5 protein-coding genes are annotated in these 4,530 nt (G+C 70.1%); 1 reads left to right on the top strand and 4 read right to left on the bottom strand.

Going from position 1 to position 4,530, the window contains the following annotated elements; translation table 11 throughout:
- A partial coding sequence (locus A9974_RS11475; protein WP_183004215.1) for a bifunctional transcriptional activator/DNA repair enzyme AdaA occupies positions 1–961 on the bottom strand: 961 nt, incomplete at its 3' end.
- A 148-nt stretch (positions 962–1,109) separates the two neighbouring features.
- Between A9974_RS11475 and ogt the strand changes: the two genes are divergently transcribed.
- The gene (gene ogt / locus A9974_RS11470; RefSeq protein ID WP_255468131.1) at positions 1,110–1,688 is read left to right on the top strand and encodes a methylated-DNA--[protein]-cysteine S-methyltransferase; all 579 of its coding nucleotides are present in this window, start codon (positions 1,110–1,112) and stop codon (positions 1,686–1,688) included.
- A 77-nt stretch (positions 1,689–1,765) separates the two neighbouring features.
- Here ogt and A9974_RS11465 read toward each other — a convergent pair whose 3' ends face one another.
- The 3 genes from A9974_RS11465 to A9974_RS11455 form a co-directional block, all read right to left on the bottom strand.
- Positions 1,766–2,371, bottom strand: coding sequence for a phosphatase PAP2 family protein (locus A9974_RS11465; protein WP_183004214.1), 606 nt, complete (start codon positions 2,369–2,371; stop codon positions 1,766–1,768).
- 137 nt (positions 2,372–2,508) lie between these two features.
- The gene (gene arsC / locus A9974_RS11460; protein WP_183004213.1) at positions 2,509–2,937 is read right to left on the bottom strand and encodes an arsenate reductase (glutaredoxin); all 429 of its coding nucleotides are present in this window, start codon (positions 2,935–2,937) and stop codon (positions 2,509–2,511) included.
- A gap of 86 nt (positions 2,938–3,023) precedes the next feature.
- Positions 3,024–4,529 (bottom strand): PepSY domain-containing protein, encoded by a 1,506-nt coding sequence (locus A9974_RS11455; RefSeq protein ID WP_370539615.1) that lies wholly within the window; start codon positions 4,527–4,529, stop codon positions 3,024–3,026.
- Position 4,530 lies beyond the last annotated feature (1 nt).

Raw genomic sequence — 4,530 nt, 5'->3', positions numbered from 1 at the left:
GCGCTAGTTCGAAACCATCCCAGGCGCCGGGGACGCGCAGGCCGGGGCGGGTGGCGGTGAGGGTGGCCATGACGGGGTCGTGGGCCAGTTGGGCGGCCAGGGCGGCGGGGTCGCTGGACAGGTCGAAGACCCGGCGCAGGCGGGCGATGATCGTGGGCAGGGCCTGCAGGCGCGGGAAGCGGACGGTGGCCTGCAGGGCGTGGCCGGGGCCGGGTTCGACGCGGACGGTGCCTTGGCTGCCGTCCAGGCTGATGCTACGGGTATAGCTGTTGTCGGTGACGCGCTCGATGCCGGGGATGGCGCGGGCGCGCAGGAAGGCGAGCATACTGTGCCAGTCGTAGGGCGGGCGGTAGCGCAGCAGCAGTTTGATTTCGCCTTGTGGGCCGGCCGAGAGGTCGGGTTGGCTGGAACGGCGCAGGTCGCCGGGGGCGCGGCCGAAGAGGTCGAGGAAGATCTCGTTGAAGCGGCGGATGCTGCCGAAACCGGCCGCGAAGGCGATTTCCGCCATGGGCAGGCGGGTTTCGTGGATGAGCTGTTTGGCGAGCAGGACGCGGCGGGTCTGGGCGACGGCGATGGGCGAGGCGCCCAGGTGCTGGCGGAACTGGCGCCGCAGCTGGCGTTCGCCGACGCCCAGGCGCGCGGCCAGGGCGTCGATGCCGGCGTCATCCAGTGCGCCGAGTTCGATCTGGGCCAGCGCCCGCGAGACGCTATCGGGCAGGTCGCGGATCGGGCCGGCGGCGGGGGCGGTTTCGGGGCGGCAGCGCAGGCAGGGGTGAAAGCCGGCTTCCTGGGCGGCGGCGGCCGTGGGGTAGAAGACGACGTTGCGCGACAGCGGCGTGCGCGCCGGGCAGACGGGGCGGCAGTAGATGCCGGTGGTCTTGACGGCGGTGAAGAAGCGGCCGTCGTAACGGGCATCGCGCACTTGGATGGCGCTGTAGCAGGCGTCGTGGTCTAGGTTCATGCTGTCCATGCTAGCGCTGGACGCGGTGCCGATCTAGCGGTTTTCGGACACTGTTGTCACGAATACTGCCATGTCCGAAAACCGCCAGCGCGTGGCCGCGGCCGGGCCTATATTGGCCCCCATACCGATCCACTCCAGGAGCTGCACCATGTCCAAGAATTTCGTTTCCGCCGCCGCGCCGCTGACGTTTTCCCTTGAGCGCGTGGCCACGCCCATCGGCTTGATGCTGGTGCTGACCGACGCGCAGCAACGCTTGCGGGCGGTGGACTGGGAAGACTACGAACCGCGCATGCATACATTGCTGCGCCGCCAGTATGGCAAGGGGGCGGTGCGGGTCACGGAAACGGCGCAGGCGTCCCCGGCCAGCCGCCAGTTGCAGGCGTATTTCGACGGCGAGGTCGACGCGATCGACACGTTGCCGGTGGCGCTGGGCGGTACGGATTTCCAGCGGCAGGTGTGGCAGGCGTTGCGCGGCATCGCGCCGGGCGCGACGGTCAGCTACGGCGTGCTGGCCGCCGGCATCGGCCGGGCGTCGGCGGTGCGGGCGGTGGGCATGGCGAACGGGGCCAATCCGGTGGGCATCGTGGTGCCCTGCCACCGGGTGATCGGCGCGGATGCGTCGTTGACAGGGTATGGCGGCGGCCTGGACCGCAAGCGCTGGCTGCTGGCGCACGAAGGGCGCTGGCGCGCGGCCCACGCCGGTAGCAAACGGGTGCGCGCGGCCTGACGGACGGGGTGCGGGGCCGCCAGGCTAATCAGGACTGGCGGGCTAACCTCGGCCGCTTGCCATCACGCCGGCTGGCGTCAGGCGCGGATCCAGCCGCGCGCGATGGGCAGCGCCAGCACTTTGCGATACAGGGTTTGCAGCAGGCCGGTCAATGGCGCGCCGACGAGATTCCAGACGGGAATGGCCACGCCCGCGGCGACGGGCGCCAGGACCAGGCCGCCAGCGATGTCCAGCGGGAAGTGCACGCCCAGGTAGACGCGCGACATGCCCACGATGGCGGCCAGCAGCAGCGTGGCCCAGCCCCAGCCGGCCCAGCGGCGGTCGAAGATCAGGGCAAACGCCAGCGTGGCGATGATGATGGTGTGGTTGCTGGGGAACGAGGCCGTGGCCTTGTGCTGGAAGAAGGCGTGGCCCAGGCCGAGCGTGAAGGGCCGCGGATGCGGCCACAGCGCGCCGAACAGGGCGCTGATGCACAGGGCCGCGCCGATGCTGACCAGAATCTTCAGGGTCAGGCTGCGCTGGGCTTGCCCGCCCCATAGCCACAGCGCCGCCAGCGCGCACGGCAGCAGCAGGATCAGCTTGTTGGCGACCAGCAGGGCGGCGTGGATGCGCCAGACCGGCGTGGCCGGGTCGGCGTTGACCAGCAGAAAAAGGGACTGATTCAGGGGTTCAAGAAAATCCATGACACGTCATCGCGGTGCAATATTTCAATAGCCGCGATGGTAATGGGGTTTCCCGTCAGTCCGCTTACAAATTGCGCCGAAACCCGCGTATTTACGTCTGGATGCGATTTAGTGCATCTGACACGGCGGCGCCCGGCTCACTTGGCAATGCGCTTGCCCTGGGCGTCGATCACGGCCTCGCCGTCTTCCTTGGCGAAGGCGCCCTGCTGCGGCGAGGGCAGGATGTCCAGCACCAATTCCGACGGCCGGCACAGCGCGGCGCCCAGCGGGGTCGACACGAAGGGGCGGTTCAGCAGGATGGGGTGCTGTTCGATGGCATCCAGCAGCGCGTCTTCCGGCAGCGACACGTCGTCCAGGCCCAGCTCCAGGTAGGGCGTGCCCTTTTCACGCAGGGCGTCGCGCACGCTGATGCCGGCGCGCTTGAACAGCGCCTTCAGGGTGGCACGCGACGGCGGCGTTTCCAGGTACAGCACTACGTCGGGCTCGATGCCGGCGTTGCGGATCATGGCCAGGGTGTTGCGCGAGGTGCCGCACTTGGGGTTGTGATAGATGGTGACGTCGGACATGAGAGGCTCCCGCAGGAAAGAATCGACAGGGCCTGGCGGCAGGCCCTGGGGCAAGGCGATGAGCATAGTGCATTCCCGGCCGTGTTTCAGCCGCGCAGCTTGCGGCCCAGGCGGCGCCAGCCGATCACCACGCCCGTCAGGCTCATCGCGACGCCGCCCAGCGACAGGAATACCAGCAGAATGTCCCACAGTGGCCGGTTGGCCAGCAGCCCGGTCCAGTCCCAGCTGTGCAGAAAGGCGAACAGCCAGCGGCTGGCGCGGTTGCTGCGGTCCTGCCGGCCCAGGATCTGGCCGGTATGCGGGTCCAGGTAGACCCAGGTGGCCTGGGGGTTGTCGAACGCCAGGCGCCAGGCGGGCAGCGGTTTTTCGATATGGCCGAGCATCGCGTGCTCGTCGCGGCCGTAGTAGTAGAAGTCGTAGCGGTCCAGTACCTGAACCCCGGTCAGCGTGGCGCCCGGCAGCAGGCGAGCGGCCGCCACGCGCAGGGCCGCCGGGTCCAGCGCGACCGGGCGGGCGTTCGCGGCGGACAGCACGCGGGGCGCGCCCGGCCCGCTGCGCGCCAGCACCAGGTCCTGGCCGTCCACGCGGCTCCAGCGCAGTTCGCGCGGGGCCGCGGGCAGGGCGCCGATCAGCGCGGCGGGCGATGCCGGCGGCGCGTTGGCCGTGGCGGCAAGCGGCAGGGCAGCGGACAGGCTTGCGCGGTTCGCGCTGGCGACGGGGGGCGTGGCGGCTGGGGGACGGTTGGCATAGGCGCTGACCGCCAGTGGCGCCGCGCTGCTGGTGAACACCTTCCATGGGTTCATCGACATCAGCCCGCTGAAGATCCACGTGATGGTGATGACGGCGAACAGCAGGCCGCTCAAGTGATGCCACCGCATCATGTTGTCGCGATACGGCGAGCGGCTGCCGCTGGCGTAGGGCCGCGAGAAGCGCCAGCGCAGGATGCCGACCACCGTGCCGGTCAGCGCGACCGCCACGCCGATGACCGATAGCCACACCACGATGTCGTGCCACCAGGGGTCGAACAGGTTGCCGCGAAACGGATACAGCCAATGGATCCACGCCCCGGCGTAGTTCCACAGGCGTTCGCTGCGGGTGGCGTCCAGCACCACTTCGCCGGTGGCGGACGAAACGTACAGGCGGGTGTGCGCCGGGTCATCCACGTCGACGCGGTGCAGCGGGCGGTGCGGGTCCAGCGCGCCCGAGTGGGTGTACACGTCTTCCTGGACTTCGCCCTGGTAGCGGGCGGCGTAGGCGCCGCCGAACCAGGCCGCCGCGCTGGCCGTGGCCACGGCGGCATCGGCCGGCGGCAAGAGCACGCCGCTGGCGCCGTCCACCACCTTGGGCGCGTGGCCGCGGCCCATGGGTACCAGGTACACCGGCGCGCCGCCGCGCACCGCGGCCAGGCTCAGGCCGGCCATGTCGCTAGCGCCCGCGGCCGCCAGCGCCTGGGCCGGCGTGGCGGTGACGCGGGCCGGGTCCAGCGGCGCCAGGTGGGTCATGCGCTCCTGTGGCGTGAGCTTGGGGTAGCCTACATACATCATCACCACGCCCGAGATGAACCACATGGCGAAGAACAGGCACAGCACGATG

Origin of the sequence: Achromobacter sp. UMC71 (assembly GCF_014170305.1) — a bacterium.
Lineage (GTDB): Bacteria > Pseudomonadota > Gammaproteobacteria > Burkholderiales > Burkholderiaceae_B > Achromobacter.
This window is presented reverse-complemented; position numbering and strand designations above follow the sequence as displayed.

What these genes read in the sequence shown, in the direction of transcription:
- arsC (WP_183004213.1), bottom strand. Translation starts at nt 2,937, where the DNA reads ATGTCCGACGTCACCATCTATCACAACCCCAAGTGCGGCACCTCGCGC.
- ogt (WP_255468131.1), top strand. Translation starts at nt 1,110, where the DNA reads ATGTCCAAGAATTTCGTTTCCGCCGCCGCGCCGCTGACGTTTTCCCTT.
- A9974_RS11465 (WP_183004214.1), bottom strand. Translation starts at nt 2,371, where the DNA reads ATGGATTTTCTTGAACCCCTGAATCAGTCCCTTTTTCTGCTGGTCAAC.